Here is a 16337-nt window from a genome sequence, read left to right as displayed (position 1 = left end):
AAGCAGAAAGCTAACAGTTAATAGTTAAAGTAGAAAAGTAGAAATATATAAACGAATCCAGCTTTATCCTTTTAGCTTTAGGCTTTCAGCTTAGCTAGAGTGTTTTGATTTCAGTTACCAACTGCTGAAGCACTGATTTAGCATCTCCGAAAAGCATAGAGGATTTAGGCTGAAAGAAAAGCTCATTTTCGATACCCGCATATCCAGGGTTCATGCTTCGTTTATTAATAATCACGAGCTTAGAGAGTTCTACATCCAAAACAGGCATGCCATAAATTGGAGACCCAGGATCTGTTTTTGCTGCCGGGTTGACCACATCGTTGGCCCCCAAAATTAAGACAACATCAGTCATAGGAAATTCCTCATTTGCCTGTTCCATTTCAAGTAATCTCGCATAATCTACATCTGCTTCGGCAAGAAGAACGTTCATATGACCGGGCATACGTCCTGCAACCGGATGAATAGCATAATTAACCTCTACTCCTTTGTCACTCAGTAACTTTTCCAGCTCATGGCATACATGCTGAGCCTGAGCAACTGCAAGACCATAGCCTGGCACGATCATTACCCGTTTAGCATAGCTCATGACCACAGCAGAGTCGCTGATGCTAATTTCTTTGTAAGCTCCCTGCTCCTTCCCTGCAGATCCGGCAGAAGCACCGCCGAATGAACCTATCAAGACATTGCTAAGCGGACGGTTCATTGCTTTACACATCAGAATTGTCAGAATAGTACCCGCAGAACCAACCAGAATACCACCCGTTAACATCACCGGATTATCATACAGGAAACCACCAAATGCGGCGGCAACCCCGGTAAATGAGTTTAATAATGAAATAACAACGGGCATATCTGCACCTCCAATTGGAAAAACGAAAAAGAGTCCGTAAACGATCGACAAAGCAAATATGACATAGAATAATGTACTGGCTGCTGTATCTAGGGAAATTATCAGATAAGCAGAAAGCGCAATTATTACACCGAAAATGACCAGGTTTACGATATGTTGCCCATTGAATGAAAAGTCTTTGATTTTTCCATTTAATTTACCCCATGCAACCATACTACCTGCAAACGAAATTGTCCCGATGATCAATCCAGCAAAAATAATCAGTAATATTCCACGGTCAGCAGTAGCACCAGCCTGAACCAGATGCGAAAGGTGGTCAAATTCTACAATGGAAATCAGAGCGGCACAGGCCCCTCCCATTCCGTTAAATAAACTCACCATTTCAGGCATAGCCGTCATCATTACCCTCTTGGCGGCCATTGTACCTAAAATTGTACCAATGATTAATGCCGAAAAAATCCAGACATAGTTCCCCAGTCTTAGCCCCTCTTCCTCGTAAAGAAAGATTGTACCCAAAATAGAAACAGCCATACCAGCGGCGGCAATAAGATTACCCTTTCTTGCACTCTCCGGATGACTTAACATCTTTAAACCAATAATGAAGGTTACAGAACCAATCAGGTAACAAATAATCAAGATATTTAATTCCATTGTACTGTATTTCTGAATTTTATAAGGGTTGGATTAAAACTAATCTGATAGAAATCAGGTTTATTATTTCTTCTTTTTAAACATTTCAAGCATACGATCCGTCACTACAAAACCGCCCACAACATTTAAGGTACCCAGAATCACCGCAAGAAATCCCAGAATAAGGGCAAGCAAATTATCGCTTTCGGCCTTTCCCATTACAATAATAGCCCCTATTATAACCACTCCGTGAATCGCATTAGCACCACTCATTAATGGCGTATGTAAAACGCTGGGAACTCTGCCAATGACCTCAATTCCAAGAAATACACTCAGAATAACAATGTAAATAATCTGCTGATGCTGGTTAAGCCAGTTAAATATCTCGTCCATATTATCTATCAAATATTGTATTTCAGTGGTTTGAAACAGTTTTAAAACTTATCACTTACAACTTATTACTTAAAACTTACTACTTATTAACTGTCAATTCCTTCACCCTATCATTACACACTTCGCCATTATTGCTGATGCATGTACCTTTCACCAGATCATCTTCAAAATTTAAATTGAGTTGTCCCTCTTTCCCTATGATGAGCTGCAGAAAGTTTAAAATATTCTTTCCATATAACTTACTTGCATCAGATGGCATTGTGCCCTGCAAGTTTGAATTGCCAATGATTGTTACATTTTTATACACAACGGTTTCACGGTCTTTAGTACGGGTCGTATTACCTCCTGTGATCGAGGCCAGGTCGATTATAAGCGAACCGGCCTTCATATTATCCAAAATACTGTCGGGCAAAAGTATTGGAGCTTTTTTACCCTGAATCTGTGCGGTTGTAATAATTACATCAGCTTTAGTTGCAACCTCAGCAATCCTTGCCTGTTGCTTTTGTTTATATTCTTCGGTCTGGTCAACTGCATAACCACCGGCCTTTGAAGCATCAAGAGCACCTTCCACTTCTATAAACTTGGCACCCAGACTCATCACTTCTTCTTTAACAGCCGGACGGGTATCAAAAACTTCAACAACAGCACCCAAACGTTTGGCTGTCGCAATTGCCTGGAGTCCGGCAACTCCTGCTCCCAGTATCATCACTTTTGCCGGAGCAATACTTCCTGCAGCGGTCATAAACATCGGAAAATACTTGGGAAGTTGCATAGCAGCCAGAATCACAGCTTTATAGCCTGCAATATTAGCCTGAGAACTCAGTATATCCATACTCTGCGCTCTGGTTGTACGGGGCAGCATATCCATACTAAAGGTCGTAAATCCACATTCCGCCCATTTCTTAATTAATTCAAAATTGGCCAGCGGATTAAAAACACCCAATATTACAGCTGATTTTTTGACTTTGTTAAGATCATCCTCCGTTAGGGGATGAATACTCAATAAAATATCTGAATTTTTTAAAACATTCTCTCTTGAACTGATCTCGGCACCCTGTTCAGAATAGAGTATGTCAGGAGCAAATGCCTTTGCACCACAATTGCTTTCGGCTAATACATTTATATTTTGTTTCTTCAGGACTGAAATATGTTCGGGAATTAATGATACCCGTGTTTCCGGGATGGGCTCAAGCAAAATACCAATAGTCATGAATTCTTGTAATGTTTATAAAGTGATTATTTCCCAAAATAGAAAAAAAAATTAGCTATAAAGAAAGCTGCATTAAAAAAATTACAAATATTTTCAAGGCAAACATTAAGCTTTTGGCGCTTAGCTAATCAGGATCATGAATTCATTTATTGGAATAAAATTTGAGCTTAATAAACTATATTTGCGCCTCAAATGAAGTATATACGTAACTTTTGCATAATTGCTCATATTGATCACGGTAAAAGCACTCTGGCTGACCGTCTTCTGGAGTATACTAATACAATCACCCAGCGTGAATCCCAGGCTCAACTGCTTGATGATATGGATTTGGAACGTGAGCGCGGAATTACCATTAAGAGTCATGCAATCCAAATGGATTACATTCAGGATGGTCAGCCCTATGTTCTTAATCTGATAGACACACCGGGTCACGTGGATTTTTCCTATGAAGTTTCTCGCTCGATTGCTGCCTGTGAAGGTGCATTACTAATCGTGGATGCTTCGCAGGGAATACAAGCACAGACCATATCTAATTTGTACCTGGCACTTGAGCACGACCTGGAGATTATTCCAATTTTGAACAAGATGGACCTTCCGGGAGCTATGCCTGAAGAAGTGAAAGACCAGATTATTGAACTGATTGGTTGTAAACGCGAAGAAATTATTCCGGCATCCGGCAAAACCGGTTTAGGTGTAGATAGTATTTTAAGAGCCATAATTGAACGTATTCCTGCTCCAAAGGGCAATCCTGATGGGGAATTACAGGCTTTGATATTCGACTCTGTTTTTAATTCATTCAGGGGTATTATTGCATATTATAAGGTACTTAATGGCGAGATCCGTAAGGGAGATAAGGTGAAGTTTGTAGCGACAGATAAGGATTATATCGCAGAGGAAGTAGGAACCTTAAAGTTGACCCAGAAACCAAAAGATGTGATTAAAACCGGGGATGTAGGTTATATCATTTCGGGGATAAAAGAAGCACGTGAAGTTAAGGTCGGAGATACGATTACACATAAAGATAAACCAAGTTCAGAACCGATCAAAGGTTTTGAGGAAGTAAAACCAATGGTATTTGCCGGTATATATCCGGTTGACACGGATGAGTACGAGGAACTTCGTGAAAGTATGCACAAACTGCAGCTTAATGATGCTTCTATCGTATTCGAACCTGAATCATCAGCGGCTTTGGGATTTGGTTTCCGTTGTGGTTTCCTGGGTATGCTCCACATGGAGATTATTCAGGAGCGACTGGAAAGAGAATTCGACATGACAGTGATTACCACTGTTCCGAATGTATCCTATAAAGCATTTACTTCCAAAGGTCTGGAGATCGATGTACATAACCCCTCCGATCTGCCTGATCCAAGTAAACTGGATCATGTTGAAGAACCTTATATTAAGGCCAATATTATCACTAAATCTGAATTTGTAGGGCCAATCATGTCGCTCTGTATTCAGAAACGTGGCACGATAGTCAATCAATCCTACCTAACCTCCGACCGGGTTGAGCTGATCTTTGAAATGCCGATGGGTGAAATTGTATTCGATTTTTATGATCGTTTAAAAACAATTTCCAAAGGTTACGCATCATTCGATTATCATCAGATCGGTTACCGGCAGTCTGACCTGGTTCGTTTGGATATACTCTTAAACAGTGAACCTGTTGATGCCCTTTCATCATTAATTCATAGAACAAACTCCTATAATTTTGGGAAAAAGATCTGTGAAAAACTTAGAGAACTGATTCCGCGCCAGCAGTTTGAGATTATTATTCAGGCATCCATCGGAGCGAAAATTATTGCCCGCGAAACTGTAAAGGCCCTGCGTAAAGATGTAACTGCGAAATGCTATGGTGGTGATATTTCAAGGAAACGTAAGCTTCTTGAAAAACAGAAAAAGGGTAAAAAGCGAATGAGACAGGTAGGCAATGTGGAAATACCTCAAACAGCCTTCATGGCAGTCCTGAAATTAGATTAATTTAACTATTTCGCATTACGCGAATTGCGAAATTAACATGTTAATAAGCCACTAAATGTTAATAAATACTATATTTCAATAAAAATGCAGTTACTCGACGGAAAATTTGTTTCAGAGAAACTAAAAGAAAGAATCGCAATTGAGGCAGCCGAAATTTTAAAGAATACTGGCCGTAAACCCCATCTGGTAGCCATACTTGTTGGGCATGATGGGGGTTCAGAAACCTATGTTGCCAGTAAAATAAAAAACTGTGAAAAGGTAGGTTTTAATTCAACCTTGTATCGCTTTGAGAATACAATCACTGAAGAAGAATTACTCCGGAAAATTGATGAAGTAAATAAAGATCCTGAAACAGATGGTATCCTTGTTCAGCTTCCTCTTCCAAAACATATCTCTGCAGATAAAGTTACTGAAAAAATATCTCCTGAAAAAGATGTGGACGGCTTCCATCCGGTTAACCTTGGTAGGATGCAGCGTAACCTTCCCTCCTTTTTACCGGCAACTCCTTATGGTATTTTACTGATGCTTCAGGAATATGGAATCGATACTGCCGGTAAACATTGTGTCGTTGTTGGCAGAAGTAATATTGTGGGTTCACCGATGAGCATATTAATGGCAAGGAATACAAATCCTGGAAATTGCACTGTTACCATCTGCCACAGCAAAACTCCTGATATTAAAAAATATAGCCTGGATGCTGACATATTAATCGTTGCAATAGGTAAAAAGAATTTCATTACCGCCGACATGGTTAAAGAAGGTTCTATTGTCATTGATGTTGGTATGAATCGCGAGGTTTCCTCTGAGACCAAATCAGGTTTCAAACTTTACGGAGATGTAGATTTTGAAAATGTAGCACCAAAAAGCTCATGGATTACTCCTGTTCCTGGAGGTGTGGGTTTGATGACCATCGTAGGCTTACTGAAAAATACCCTGGCTTCTGCAAAAAAAGAAATTTATTAAAATTATACGTAAAAATACTAAAAGATATACGTAAAAAATATTATTTTTGTGTAAAAACAGAGAGGAGTTTATTTATGAATGCTAAATTAACGCTTAGCTTTAATGAAGATGTCATCAATAAAGCAAAAAAGTATGCAGATGAAAACGACATTAGTCTATCAAGGCTCATAGAATTTCTTTTAACAAAAGTTACTTCAACAGATTACCAATCCCTCGAAGAATACCCCATAGCTGATTGGGTAAATCTGATTGCCGAAGGCAAAGCTGAATATCAGACTAAACAAAGTAGAAAATCAGCTAAAAAGGAATTTTTCGATTCAAGAAAATGAATATTTTTTTGGATGCCAACATTCTGGTTTCTGTATTGAACAAGGAATATCCCACTTTTACAAATTCAGCGAGAATATTGAGTCTGGCCGGAAACAAAAAATTCTGTTTACTGACTTCACCGATATGTCTGGCTATTGCCTATTATTTTGCAGAAAAAAAGCATAAGAGCAGTGTTGCAAAATCCAAAATAAAAATACTTTCAGAGCATATTAGCATTGCAACAAATTCATGTGAAGCTGTTTTGAAATGTATAGCGAATCCTTCCATTCATGATTTTGAAGATGGACTTGAATATTATGCTGCCCTGGAAAGTAAGTGTGACTGCATCATTACTGAAGATAAAACAGATTTCTATTTTTCTGAAATCGAAATACTGAACAGTGAAGAATTCTGTAAAAAATACCTTTTCAAATAAGATTAGAAATTTACCAGAACTTCCACCAGGGTTTTGAAATTCCGATATAAAATCCATCTTCTCTCAGCTCAACCGGATAGGTATCAATATAATTACCTTGTCCTTCGGCACCACGGCCAGTTTTAAGATCAAATTCATGCCGGTGGTAAGGACATATCAGTTTACCAGAGACACACCATCCATTACTAAGTTCAGCACCAGCATGGGGGCATTTGCTCTGTACAGCATAAAATTCATTTCCTGTCTTCACTATACACAGTTTTCTTCCCGATACCTGTACAGTTCTGATAAAATCTTCAGAAGCTGTGATGCTCGCGGGAAGTATATTAATCCAGTTCATATTAAAATTGAATTGTCAGAATTGCGTCTCTATCTGTTTTGCTCAAGGTTGATCTCTTAAACTTAAGTATATTTGCGCTCTAAATTACAAAATGGCACACCAAATTCCAGCCGACGGCACCTTATTACCATTAATGGAAGAGTTCTACACCATACAGGGTGAAGGATTTCATTCCGGAAAAGCAGCCTATTTTATTCGTTTGGGCGGTTGCGATGTGGGTTGTCACTGGTGTGATGTGAAAGAAAGCTGGGATGCAGAATTGCATCCATTGACAGATTCAGATCAAATCGTGAAAAATGCCGAAAAATACCCCGGTAAAGCAGTTGTAGTGACTGGTGGTGAACCTCTTATCTATAACCTGGATTATCTTACCTCAGAATTACAGCAAAGAGGAATTAAAACATTTATTGAAACATCAGGTGCCTATCCCCTTTCCGGCACCTGGGACTGGATTTGTCTTTCACCAAAAAAATTCAAGGCCCCGCGTCCGGATATAGCTCCACTGGCCGGAGAATTAAAAGTGATTGTCTTCAACAAAAGTGATTTTAAATGGGCAGAGGAATATGCCGCTACAGTATCCGAAGGATGTAAACTATACCTGCAGCCTGAATGGTCAAAATCAGCAGAAGTGATCCCGTTGATCATTGATTATGTTATGGAGAACCCAAAGTGGGAAATCTCTCTGCAGACTCATAAATATCTTAATATTCCCTGATTCTTTTTTCATTTAGATTATTGGCGTTTAATTCGGAATAAATCCATCCCGGAATTTTATTATTCCTGCTTAATTAATCGGTAGGCTTAATACAGAATATTTTCTACCTTCATACAAAGGGAAAGCCTCATAAGAATGAAAATATTACTGCTGTTATTATGTCTATTACCTTGTATTTGTTTAGCACAAAAACAAACTTCCTCCCCGGTTAAACAGGCACAAAAATCATATAATCTGGCAAATCAATATTTAAGCTACAGATTATATGATAAGGCAATAGCTGAACTGAGTCAGGCGGTTATCCTGGATAAAAATTTCACTGCTGCCTATCAGCAGCTAGGGGATATTTATCGAAAGTCCGGAAATTATAGTAAAGCCCTGATCAGTTACAAAAAGGTTCTTGAAATAGATCCTGAATTTTTACCACTAACTTATTTTGGTCTTGCCGAAAGCGAATTAAATACGGGCAATTATGCCAATGCATATGAACATTTCAATAAATATCTTTCGTATCCCGGCCTGAGTGCAGAAAGCAAACAAAAAACAGGTAAATATGTTGCAGATTGTAGTTTTAGCCTTGATGCAATCAAGAATCCGGTAAGCTTTAAACCTGTCAATCTGGGTCCCGGAATTAATTCAAAAGAAGAAGAGTATCTGCCTGTAATTACTGCCGATGAGAAAATGATCATATTCACTCGTCAGACTAACAGAAACGAAGATTTTTTCAAAAGTGTCAAACGTGACAGCCTCTGGGCTACAGCTGAGTATCTGAGCAAAGAGATTAATACGTTTAATTATAATGAAGGAGCTCAATGCATTTCGCCTGATGGGAATTATTTGTTTTTCACAGGTTGTAACCGTCCGGATGGCTTAGGGAGATGCGATATCTATATTTCCAGATGGGAAGGAAATGGCTGGAGTAAACCCTTTAATATAGGTGGGCCAATTAATACTCCTGGCTGGGAATCTCAGCCATCTATCAGTGCCGATGGCAGAACCTTATACTTTGTAAGTACCCGAAATGGAGGATTCGGTGGCTATGACATCTGGAAATCAGAACTTAATAATGATGGATCATGGGGTATTCCATTAAATCTAGGACCAGAGATAAATACCTCGTACGACGAACAATCGCCATTTATTCACCCCGATGATGAAAGCCTTTATTTCTCTTCAAATGGTTGGCCGGGACTGGGAAACAAGGATCTTTTCATTAGCCGAAAACTTTTTAAGGATGAAGTTCAAGCAGGCTGGAAAAGGCCTCAGAATCTGGGATATCCGATCAATACTTTTGGTGAAGAAAGTGGCTTAAGTATCAGCAGCAATGGCAAACTTGCTTTCTTTTCTACCAACCAGAAAGGCGGGTTTGGCGGACTTGACATTTACTCTTTCGAATTGCCGGAAGCCATGAGACCCAATACTGTAACCTATGTTAAGGGATTGGTTTTTGACAAAATCACAAAAGAAATTCTCGACGCGAAAGTCGAAATTATTAATCTTAAAGACGGGAAAGCTATTTTTGACGATGTTACCGATCCCGAAACAGGTGAGTTTCTGGCGACCATAATGGCAGGTAAGTCTTTTGGGTTAAATGTCTCTAAAGATGGGTACCTTTTCTATTCACAAAACTTCACGCCTGATCTGAACCTGATTAATAAACCATTTATTTTGGAAATTCCTTTAAAGAAAATAGAGGTTGGCGGACTGGTAATACTTAATAATATCTTTTTCGAGAGCGGCAAATATAATCTCCTCCATGAATCGAAAACCGAATTACAACATTTGATTCGTTTTATGAAGGAGAATCCATCAGTCTCTATCGAAATTGGCGGGCATACAGATGATGTCGGTGATGAGAAGTCAAATCTTGAGCTTTCTGAAAACCGGGCCCGTACTGTTTATGATTATCTCCTAAGTAACCATATTTCTGCAGATAAGATAAGTTATAAAGGCTATGGCGAAGGGCTTCCGCTTAATGATAATTCATCTGAAGAAAACAGAAAAAATAACAGGAGAACAGAATTTAAAATCACAACGAAATAAAATGGAACAAAATTTCAAAAATCACACACGCTTTATCACAAGTTATCACAGAATACTTGCTTTATTTTTAATATCAGGATCAATTGGATCATCTGTCAATCTTGTTGAATCTTTTGGGACTGATAATTTATACGCTGCAAGTCTGCTGCTGCTCTTATTTGTATGTTGTATCATGCTATACTGGTTCGTTCGGGTTTTTCCACTCAAGGCTCAGGACAGAGCCATACGTGCAGAAGAAAATTTCAGGCATTTCATTCTGAGCGGCAAACCTCTTCCGGCAGGATTGCGAATTAGTCAGATTGTGGCGCTTCGTTTTGCATCTGATGTAGAGTTTTTGGAACTTGTACAAAAAGCACTTGCAGAGAATATGACAAATAAAGCCATTAAATTATTGATCAAAAATTGGAAACCTGATTATCACAGAGTTTAAACAGTGTATTTTATACAAATGCTATAAAAAATAATTATCTTTTGACTGGCTTTATCTAGGATAACAATCATAACATTTAATCAGTTTTTTAAATATGGATAGCAAAAAAGATCAAAACATATTTGACCGTCGTGAAGCATTATAAATGCTCGGCATAGGTTCAAGCGCAGGAATTCTAGGTATGTTTGGCTCATCATCTACTGCCAGAGCCTCTGAAAAAGAAGCACCATCCTACACACGTGGAATGGCTCCTGTTAAGATTACAAGTGTTAAGGCTATTGCCTGCGCCCCGGCTGGATCCAACCTGATCGTTGTAAAAGTTGAGACCTCTGAACCTGGCTTATATGGATTGGGCTGTGCCACATTCACCCAAAGAGCGATGGCTGTGGTCACTGCGATCAATAGTTACCTGAATGATTTTTGTGTTGGAAAGGATGTAGACAATATTGAAGATATGTGGCATGGAGTCTATGTCAGCTCATACTGGCGAAATGGCCCTGTGTTGAATAATGCACTAAGTGGATTGGATCAGGCCTTGTGGGATATTAAGGGGAAACGTGCAAACATGCCTGCATATCAGCTTCTTGGTAGAAAGGTAAGGTTTGCTGTACCCTGTTATGCCCATGCAAGTGGAAGCACTCCTGAGGAAGTAGCAGATAATGTCCAGAAGTTTATGGATGAGGGATATAAGTACGTCAGGATACAGCAAGGAGGCTATGGTGCCTGGCACGGACCTGGCGATGTTTCACCTGTAGGTCATGCAGCAAATGCACACATCGACCTTGCGGTCTGGAATTTTGGAATCCAGGAGTCGATTCGTTTTTCGGATAAAATGAAAGAGGTATTTTCAGGATGCCCTACGATGAAAAACGGCTATATGTATGTGAATGAGGTGCCGGGATTGGGTGTGGATATTAATGAAAAAGAAGCTGCAAAATATCCGATAGGTACAAAATCAAACTGGCAGGTGCGTAAAGCAGATGGTACACTGATCAGACCATAACCCTGATTTTTAAAATAAACTATAAATATTAATCATAATGCTAAAACAGATTTTAACTGTATGTCTTCTACTTTCCTGCTTGCAGGTCTCTGCTCAATATCCTGAAGCCAGGATTTCAAATGTAGAAATTGAAGCCAGATTATACTTACCTGACGTAAAAGAAGGATTTTACCGCGGTACCAGGTTTGACTGGGCTGGTGTAATTCCAAGTCTTAAATATAAGGGTCATGAATATTTCGGAGAGTGGTATGCAAAACATGATCCCAAAAGACACGATGCGATTACTGGCCCTGTAGAGGCTTTTGATCCGATTGAATATGATTCAGCCGCTCCGGGTGAAACCTTTATTAAAATTGGTATTGGAACAGTTAAAAAGATAAATAACAATCCATACCGCTTCAATGCTCCTTTTGAACTTGTCAATACTGGAACATGGAAAGTTCGTAAAAAAGCTGACAGGATTATCTTTACTCATAAACTGAATGATGGTAAAGGTTATTCATATACCTATACTAAAACGGTAAGATTATTAAAAGGCAAACCTGAACTGGTACTAGAGCATAATTTAAAGAACACCGGTCAGAAATCAATTAATACGAGTGTTTTTAACCATAATTTCTTCGTGATCGACAATCAGACCACCGGATCCGATTTTACAGTTACACTTCCCTTCAAAATTGAAAATAAACCAACAGGTAAGAAACTGATGGATTTCAGTGAAAACAAAATGACTTATTTAAGGGATCTCAAAAAAGGTGAAAGTACAATGGAGTACCCAACAGGATATTCAGGTGATAAAGTTGAAGATTATGATTTCAGAATCGAAAACAAAAAAACCGGTGCTGGTGTCAGAATAACTGCCGACAGGGCCTTGTCAAAATTCATGTACTGGTCTGTTCCCACCACACTGAGTCCTGAGCCTTTTATTAAGGTTGATGCTGACCCGGGTAAAGAATTCAACTGGGCTATCAAATATCAATTCTACAATACAAAAAAATAGTCATCAAATAAAAAATATATGATCAATAGAAGATCTTTCCTTGAAACCTCAGGGATCATTGCATTAAGCAGTGCTTTACCTGTATGGGCTAATTCAATAAATGGTTACCCTGCACTCAAATATCCCCCATTTGGTTTACAGGTATATACATTAAACAGCATAATTAATGCGCCGGGCGCGGATACAAAAACTGTTCTTAAACAAATTGCAGACCTTGGAATCAGGGAACTCGAAACGGCCACAGGGACCGGTGGCTTATATTACAGACATTCAGCGAGGGATTTTGCGGCAATGGTAAATGATTTGGGTTTAAAATGGATAGGTAATCATGTGGGCGGCTTACCCCGTACTACTCAGGTAGCCGCGGGCTCACGAAATCTGAGAGATAATTTGCAGCAAATCGTAGATGAATCAGCCGAAGGTGGCTGTGGCTGGGTAATTTGTTCAAGTTCATCAATCAATAATCTTGATGAGATTAAAAAAACCACTGAAATCTTTATTAAGGCAGGTGATGCCGCCGCAAAAAATAAAATGAAATTTGCCTACCATAACCATCAGTCGGAGTTTACTGTCATTGAAGGTACATCTGCTTTCGATTATGTTTTAGGCAATACTGATAAAAATAAAGTGTTCATGGAACTGGATCTTGCCTGGGCAACAGCAGCGGGTATGGATCCGGTGGCATTGTTCAAAAAATACCCAAACCGATTCCCCTTATGGCATGTTAAAGACCTTGACAAAGCTACTGGCAAGCCTTGCCCGGTGGGAAAAGGCAAGGTTGATTTCAAACATATTTTTGAAAATTCACGACTTTCGGGTGTTAAGCACGCCTTTATTGAACAGGATGGTGCAAAGATTATTGATGATCCGGCATCAAGTGTGGAATGGCTAAAAGCTAATATTTACAACAAATCTTAAGTTTTCTACTTACTTGTCTGATCCTCTAGTATGTCACCCTGCAATTTACTCAGGATCAGTCAATTGCCTGTCTTATCCTGATTAATTTGATCAGCAGGTCTTCCAGATTATCCAGGTGAAGCATATTTGCCCCATCTGATTTGGCATTGGCCGGGTCAGGATGGGTTTCTATGAATAATCCATCTGATCCGACGGCTATGGCAGCTTTTGCAATAGTTTCTATCAGGGCAGGCTTTCCTCCGGTTACACCGCTGGCCTGATTGGGTTGCTGCAATGAGTGTGTACAATCCATCACTACCGGCACTCCAAAGGATCTCATTTCTGGTATGCCCCTGAAATCAACTATCATATCCTGATATCCGAAAGTGTTACCCCGATCGGTTAGGATCACGTTCGGATTACCCGAATCCTGAACCTTATCTACTGCAAAACGCATTGCTGAGGCAGACAGAAACTGCCCTTTTTTTACATTAATTGTCTTTCCGGTCTTAGCAGCAGCAATCAAAAGATCGGTCTGACGGCATAAAAAAGCAGGAATTTGCAATACATCCACATACTCAGCGGCCATTGCAGCTTCATGACTTTCATGAATATCTGTTACCGTAGGTACAGCAAATTCACGACTGACCCGTGATAATATTTTAAGCGCTTTTTCATCCCCAATTCCTGTAAAAGAATCAAGACGTGAACGGTTTGCCTTTCTATATGAACCCTTGAATATCAATGGGATAGCTAATCTGTCTGTAATATTTACAATCCGATCGGCTATTCTGAGAGCCATTTCTTCACTTTCTATTGCACAAGGACCAGCCATGAGAAAAAAATTGCCTGAGCCGGTATGTTTTATTTGCGGGATATTATTGATCATTAATTTCCTAATTCTGATATAAATTTGATACGCATCAGTTGTACCTCTTCGCGTGTATAATCATCTGTTCCAAGTTCAGCTATTGCGGTATCAATGGAATCCGTTTCTGTCGACCTGAAATAATCGTAAACCTCATCCTGCCTGTCCTCCTCTATCAATTCATCAATATAATAATTGAGGTTTAGTTTAGTCCCGGAGTTTACGATGGTTTCCAGTTCTTTCAAAATATCATCGTAGGTAATTCCTTTGGCAGATGCTATATCTTCCAATGCGATTTGTCTGTCGATATTTTGTATTATTGACACTTTGAGAGCAGATTTATTGGCAGCACTCTTTATAACAAGATCTACTGGTCGGTCAATATCATTATCATCAACATATTTTTTAATGAGTTCAATAAACGGCAGACCAAACTTCAAAGCTTTTCCCGAACCAACACCATGAATCTGTTTAAGTTCCTCAATGGAAACCGGATAGTGGATACACATTTCATCCAGCGATGGATCCTGAAAAACCACAAATGGAGGTAAATTTTTCTGTTTGGCGATCTTTTTCCGCAGATCTTTAAGCATCTGTAAAAGCTGGGTATCCAGTGCTCCGCTCTGCTGCTGAGATTCTTCAACCTCATCTTCAGCCTCATCCATCAAATAGTTTAATATAAACTTCAATGAATGCGGGTTTTCAATAAATGAATTGCCGGATTTGGTTAGCTTTAATAATCCATAATTATCAATATCCTTTTGAACATAATTATTAAGAACAGCCTGCCGCAATAAGGATTTCCACAAAATTTCACCCTGTTCCTTTCCGGAACCAAAAAGAGGATGTTTGCTATGTTCATAAGAAGCGATTTGGGCATTCTCTATACCCATCATAATATTGATGAAATACTGATCATCAAATTTTTCTCCTAACTCTCTTATTAATTTTAATACGCTATGTAATGGAGCCTCAGCATCGAAATATTTTTTTGTGTGACGGCAATTATCACACATACTATTGCAACCCGTTTCGTTGAAGTTCTCACCAAAATAATGCAATATCTGTTTACGCCTGCATACAGAAGATTCGGCATAATCAATCACTTCCTTAAGTATCTGAGTCCCTATTTCTCTTTCAGAAACAGGTTTATCTTTCATAAACTTGGTGAGCTTATCAATATCTTTCTGTGAGTAAAAAGCAACACAAATACCTTCACCCCCATCCCTTCCTGATCGACCGGTTTCCTGGTAATAACCTTCCATGCTCTTTGGAATATCATGGTGAATGACATAACGAACATCCGGCTTGTCGATACCCATACCAAAAGCAATGGTTGCAACAATCACATCAACATCTTCCATCAGGAAATTATCCTGTGTTTCAGCCCTTGTCTTCGGATCAAGTCCGGCATGGTATGGAAGAGCCTTAATTCCATTCAGTTTTAATGCTTCTGCAACCTCCTCTACCTTTTTACGGCTCAGGCAATAAACAATTCCCGATTTGCCGGAATTCATTTTCGCATACCTGACAATTTCCTTAATGACATTCCGCTTGGCGCGTACTTCATAGAATAAATTGGGACGGTTAAAGGATGATTTAAAGAGAGCAGCATTATTCATCTGCAGGTTTTTCTGAATATCCTGCTGAACCTTAGGAGTTGCGGTAGCTGTAAGCGCAATAATTGGAATATTGTCTCCAATATTATCAATTACCTGACGAATTCTACGATACTCCGGTCTGAAATCATGACCCCATTCTGAAATACAATGCGCTTCGTCAACTGCTACAAATGAAATGGATATCCCGCGCAAAAAATCGACATTCTCTGGTTTGGTAAGTGATTCAGGAGCTACATATAGTAATTTGGTTTCCCCATTGGTTACATCTTCCTTAACTCTGGAAATCTCAGATTTATTTAAGGAGGAATTTAAAAAATGAGCAATGCTGTCAGTGCCACCAAAAGCCCGTAACTGATCAACCTGATTTTTCATCAGCGCAATTAGAGGCGAAATGACAATTGCCGTACCTTCACTCATCAGGGCTGGTAACTGGTAACAAATTGATTTGCCACCACCAGTTGGCATTATGACAAAGGTATCTTTCTTTTGAAGTATACTGGTTATTATAGCTTCCTGATCACCTTTAAAGTTATCAAAGCCGAAAAAATTTTGTAAATTATCAAACAGGGATTTGTTTATTTCCATTGCCTGGTTGGAAAAAATTGAAAATGGATCATAATAATATTCAAAATAACATATTTTTGCGAT

General features: G+C 39.1%; 16 protein-coding genes. 10 read left to right on the top strand and 6 right to left on the bottom strand.

Annotated elements, in window-relative coordinates; all coding sequences use genetic code 11:
* Positions 1 to 94: 94 nt before the first annotated feature.
* The 3 genes from Q8M41_RS15785 to Q8M41_RS15775 form a co-directional block, all read right to left on the bottom strand.
* A complete protein-coding gene (locus tag Q8M41_RS15785; protein ID WP_305366257.1) occupies positions 95 to 1501 on the bottom strand; it encodes an NAD(P)(+) transhydrogenase (Re/Si-specific) subunit beta in 1407 nt (468 codons plus the stop codon).
* Between the two features lie 63 nt (positions 1502 to 1564).
* Positions 1565 to 1873 (bottom strand): NAD(P) transhydrogenase subunit alpha, encoded by a 309-nt coding sequence (locus Q8M41_RS15780; protein ID WP_305366256.1) that lies wholly within the window; start codon positions 1871 to 1873, stop codon positions 1565 to 1567.
* Positions 1874 to 1952: 79 nt separating this feature from the next.
* On the bottom strand, positions 1953 to 3083 hold the full coding sequence (locus tag Q8M41_RS15775; RefSeq protein WP_305366255.1) for an NAD(P) transhydrogenase subunit alpha: 1131 nt from the start codon (positions 3081 to 3083) through the stop codon (positions 1953 to 1955).
* A gap of 192 nt (positions 3084 to 3275) precedes the next feature.
* Here Q8M41_RS15775 and lepA point away from each other — a divergent pair, with 192 nt between their 5' ends.
* The 4 genes from lepA to Q8M41_RS15755 all read left to right on the top strand — a co-directional run bounded on the left by lepA (position 3276) and on the right by Q8M41_RS15755 (position 6771).
* Positions 3276 to 5063 (top strand): translation elongation factor 4, encoded by a 1788-nt coding sequence (lepA, locus tag Q8M41_RS15770; RefSeq protein ID WP_305366254.1) that lies wholly within the window; start codon positions 3276 to 3278, stop codon positions 5061 to 5063.
* A gap of 84 nt (positions 5064 to 5147) precedes the next feature.
* Positions 5148 to 6026, top strand: coding sequence for a bifunctional 5,10-methylenetetrahydrofolate dehydrogenase/5,10-methenyltetrahydrofolate cyclohydrolase (locus Q8M41_RS15765; RefSeq protein WP_305366253.1), 879 nt, complete (start codon positions 5148 to 5150; stop codon positions 6024 to 6026).
* Positions 6027 to 6100: 74 nt separating this feature from the next.
* Positions 6101 to 6355: a DUF6364 family protein gene (locus Q8M41_RS15760; protein WP_305366252.1), complete on the top strand. Its 255-nt coding sequence runs from the start codon at positions 6101 to 6103 to the stop codon at positions 6353 to 6355.
* Positions 6352 to 6771 (top strand): PIN domain-containing protein, encoded by a 420-nt coding sequence (locus Q8M41_RS15755; RefSeq protein WP_305366251.1) that lies wholly within the window; start codon positions 6352 to 6354, stop codon positions 6769 to 6771. Before Q8M41_RS15760 ends, Q8M41_RS15755 begins: the two co-directional genes overlap by 4 nt.
* Before the next feature lie 10 nt (positions 6772 to 6781).
* Here the strand turns inward: Q8M41_RS15755 and Q8M41_RS15750 are convergent, their stop codons facing one another.
* Positions 6782 to 7111 carry a Rieske 2Fe-2S domain-containing protein gene (locus Q8M41_RS15750; RefSeq protein WP_305366250.1) on the bottom strand — a complete coding sequence of 110 codons (330 nt, stop codon included), beginning with the start codon at positions 7109 to 7111 and terminating at the stop codon, positions 6782 to 6784.
* 91 nt (positions 7112 to 7202) lie between these two features.
* On the opposite strand from Q8M41_RS15750, the gene Q8M41_RS15745 reads away from it, so the two are divergent.
* The 6 genes from Q8M41_RS15745 to Q8M41_RS15720 all read left to right on the top strand — a co-directional run bounded on the left by Q8M41_RS15745 (position 7203) and on the right by Q8M41_RS15720 (position 13220).
* On the top strand, positions 7203 to 7826 hold the full coding sequence (locus tag Q8M41_RS15745; RefSeq protein ID WP_305366249.1) for a 7-carboxy-7-deazaguanine synthase QueE: 624 nt from the start codon (positions 7203 to 7205) through the stop codon (positions 7824 to 7826).
* Between the two features lie 135 nt (positions 7827 to 7961).
* Positions 7962 to 9869, top strand: a complete 1908-nt coding sequence (locus Q8M41_RS15740) for an OmpA family protein (protein WP_305366248.1) — start codon at positions 7962 to 7964, stop codon at positions 9867 to 9869.
* Between the two features lies 1 nt (position 9870).
* A complete protein-coding gene (locus Q8M41_RS15735) occupies positions 9871 to 10299 on the top strand; it encodes a DUF6526 family protein (protein ID WP_305366247.1) in 429 nt (142 codons plus the stop codon).
* 145 nt (positions 10300 to 10444) lie between these two features.
* On the top strand, positions 10445 to 11302 hold the full coding sequence (locus Q8M41_RS15730; protein WP_305366246.1) for an enolase C-terminal domain-like protein: 858 nt from the start codon (positions 10445 to 10447) through the stop codon (positions 11300 to 11302).
* 37 nt (positions 11303 to 11339) lie between these two features.
* On the top strand, positions 11340 to 12302 hold the full coding sequence (locus tag Q8M41_RS15725; protein WP_305366245.1) for a hypothetical protein: 963 nt from the start codon (positions 11340 to 11342) through the stop codon (positions 12300 to 12302).
* Between the two features lie 18 nt (positions 12303 to 12320).
* On the top strand, positions 12321 to 13220 hold the full coding sequence (locus Q8M41_RS15720; RefSeq protein ID WP_305366244.1) for a sugar phosphate isomerase/epimerase: 900 nt from the start codon (positions 12321 to 12323) through the stop codon (positions 13218 to 13220).
* 55 nt (positions 13221 to 13275) lie between these two features.
* Here Q8M41_RS15720 and kdsA read toward each other — a convergent pair whose 3' ends face one another.
* Positions 13276 to 14088: a 3-deoxy-8-phosphooctulonate synthase gene (kdsA, locus tag Q8M41_RS15715; RefSeq protein ID WP_305366243.1), complete on the bottom strand. Its 813-nt coding sequence runs from the start codon at positions 14086 to 14088 to the stop codon at positions 13276 to 13278.
* A complete protein-coding gene (gene recQ / locus Q8M41_RS15710) occupies positions 14088 to 16274 on the bottom strand; it encodes a DNA helicase RecQ (RefSeq protein ID WP_305366242.1) in 2187 nt (728 codons plus the stop codon). Before recQ ends, kdsA begins: the two co-directional genes overlap by 1 nt.
* Positions 16275 to 16337: the final 63 nt, after the last annotated feature.

It is taken from the genome of Daejeonella sp. (assembly GCF_030684675.1).
In the GTDB taxonomy this organism is placed as follows: domain Bacteria; phylum Bacteroidota; class Bacteroidia; order Sphingobacteriales; family Sphingobacteriaceae; genus Daejeonella.
This window is presented reverse-complemented; position numbering and strand designations above follow the sequence as displayed.

Coding starts and splice junctions, on each gene's coding strand:
- Q8M41_RS15785 (WP_305366257.1), bottom strand. CDS start 1,501: ATGGAATTAAATATCTTGATTATTTGTTACCTGATTGGTTCTGTAACC.
- Q8M41_RS15780 (WP_305366256.1), bottom strand. CDS start 1,873: ATGGACGAGATATTTAACTGGCTTAACCAGCATCAGCAGATTATTTAC.
- Q8M41_RS15775 (WP_305366255.1), bottom strand. CDS start 3,083: ATGACTATTGGTATTTTGCTTGAGCCCATCCCGGAAACACGGGTATCA.
- lepA (WP_305366254.1), top strand. CDS start 3,276: ATGAAGTATATACGTAACTTTTGCATAATTGCTCATATTGATCACGGT.
- Q8M41_RS15765 (WP_305366253.1), top strand. CDS start 5,148: ATGCAGTTACTCGACGGAAAATTTGTTTCAGAGAAACTAAAAGAAAGA.
- Q8M41_RS15760 (WP_305366252.1), top strand. CDS start 6,101: ATGAATGCTAAATTAACGCTTAGCTTTAATGAAGATGTCATCAATAAA.
- Q8M41_RS15755 (WP_305366251.1), top strand. CDS start 6,352: ATGAATATTTTTTTGGATGCCAACATTCTGGTTTCTGTATTGAACAAG.
- Q8M41_RS15750 (WP_305366250.1), bottom strand. CDS start 7,111: ATGAACTGGATTAATATACTTCCCGCGAGCATCACAGCTTCTGAAGAT.
- Q8M41_RS15745 (WP_305366249.1), top strand. CDS start 7,203: ATGGCACACCAAATTCCAGCCGACGGCACCTTATTACCATTAATGGAA.
- Q8M41_RS15740 (WP_305366248.1), top strand. CDS start 7,962: ATGAAAATATTACTGCTGTTATTATGTCTATTACCTTGTATTTGTTTA.
- Q8M41_RS15735 (WP_305366247.1), top strand. CDS start 9,871: ATGGAACAAAATTTCAAAAATCACACACGCTTTATCACAAGTTATCAC.
- Q8M41_RS15730 (WP_305366246.1), top strand. CDS start 10,445: ATGCTCGGCATAGGTTCAAGCGCAGGAATTCTAGGTATGTTTGGCTCA.
- Q8M41_RS15725 (WP_305366245.1), top strand. CDS start 11,340: ATGCTAAAACAGATTTTAACTGTATGTCTTCTACTTTCCTGCTTGCAG.
- Q8M41_RS15720 (WP_305366244.1), top strand. CDS start 12,321: ATGATCAATAGAAGATCTTTCCTTGAAACCTCAGGGATCATTGCATTA.
- kdsA (WP_305366243.1), bottom strand. CDS start 14,088: ATGATCAATAATATCCCGCAAATAAAACATACCGGCTCAGGCAATTTT.
- recQ (WP_305366242.1), bottom strand. CDS start 16,274: ATGGAAATAAACAAATCCCTGTTTGATAATTTACAAAATTTTTTCGGC.